Here is a 1,486-nt window from a genome sequence, read left to right on the forward strand (position 1 = left end):
AGGATAATTAGCGACAGTTAAAAATTAATCTATAAATTTTATTCCCTATTTCCATATCTGGTGTTCCCTATTCTCTAAAAGCATAAAAATTTGTACCTCCAAGACTTGAAAACTACTCTATCTATATTAATCTTCTTTGTCTCAACTTAGATAGTGCGTTTTCTGCAGCATTGACGAACAATATTTTTATAGTCTCCATCTCCAGTAATTAAAATTAAGATGTCAGTAGATGGAATAGAATTAAGTTCTCTTTCACAGTCAGCTATTAATTTTCGATCGACACTCTGTTTTTCTGTTGTAGGAATGTCAATACAGTCAAAACCTAGTTCGTATAAATGTTGTTCATTACTTTGATTTTCCTCTCGCCAATAACTATATACTCTTTGGCTAGATAAGCTACCATTTCAACAATTAATAATTAATAATTAATAATTCCCTCTTCTTGAAAAGAAGAGGATTTACTCTTAAGGAATTTTTTTTCTTCTCTTGGTCGATTGGATATGGCGAGGTCTCCTCGCCATCCCACCCTACGGGAAGCTGCGCTAACGACCGCTTTTTTCTCCTTTAAAAGAGAGGCTTTAAATCTTAATTATTCGGTAAATTGGCAAAAGTTTGAAAATATCGCACAAGATAAGAATTGAAATTAATACAAACATTTTGATAATCCCAATGTAATTAGACTAATAATCGAACTAAACCAATTTTAGGTGTAAGCTGAAATCTTATTATGTTGTACCGAAATAATTAAATTACGGTAGATAAGGCTACAACTTACACTTACATTTAAAAAAATAGCATGATAGTAAGTGAATATCAACAAATAGAAATCTCCAGAAAAGAGGGAACACCGGAGCTGGAAACAGAGATAAATAATTGACAATTTATGGATAATAATTGATTTTTTTAAATTTATGGAGATGTCTAATAGTATTTTTTTACCGAAAAATTGTGGGTATGCGCCTCCCCTTTTAAGGGGATAAGAAAGAAAAATTTTCATCTGTTTGTCAATCCTCTTCTTTCAAGGATAGGTAATTATTCATTATTGATTATTCATTATTCATTATTCATTGTTGAAACGCTCTTATCTGCTTAGAACAGGAGTTTTAATACTTCCTATTTTTTATTTGGTCTACATTTTCTACTTCTGCTGCATTGATGGTTTTAAGTAGTTGAATAATACTGTCAAGTGCTATATCTGCTTTTTTCTTGGGAAATGGCAAAAAATGGGCAAAATTATTACGAATATCTAGAAGTTTTTTTACTTTTGATTTACTCTTTTCTGTTTCTTGACTTAAATCATATTGAAAGATATTATCCCACAGTTTATAGATTAGCTTTAGGTGCAGAGATACATCTTTACGCAAAGCTTCATCTAAGTTGCGTTTGTTTAATCCTTGCTGATTTTTTAAGATATTTTTTGCTTCTTTCAACCAATTATCCGAGTAGTATTCTCGCATTCTTTCTTCAATATATGGATATAAAGCTT

The 1,486-nt window shown here is 30.8% G+C and carries 1 protein-coding gene and 1 pseudogene; both read right to left on the minus strand.

Annotated elements, in window-relative coordinates; all coding sequences use genetic code 11:
- Nucleotides 1–146: 146 nt before the first annotated feature.
- Nucleotides 147–389 (minus strand): annotated as a pseudogene (locus F6K13_RS35655) (NYN domain-containing protein); the annotation flags it as partial.
- Between the two features lie 714 nt (nt 390–1,103).
- Nucleotides 1,104–1,486, minus strand: a 383-nt coding sequence (locus tag F6K13_RS32815) for a Swt1 family HEPN domain-containing protein (protein ID WP_287289877.1), incomplete at its 5' end; no start/stop codon positions are given.

The organism is Okeania sp. SIO2B9 (assembly GCF_010672505.1).
GTDB classification, from domain to species: Bacteria; Cyanobacteriota; Cyanobacteriia; order Cyanobacteriales; family Microcoleaceae; genus Okeania; species Okeania hirsuta.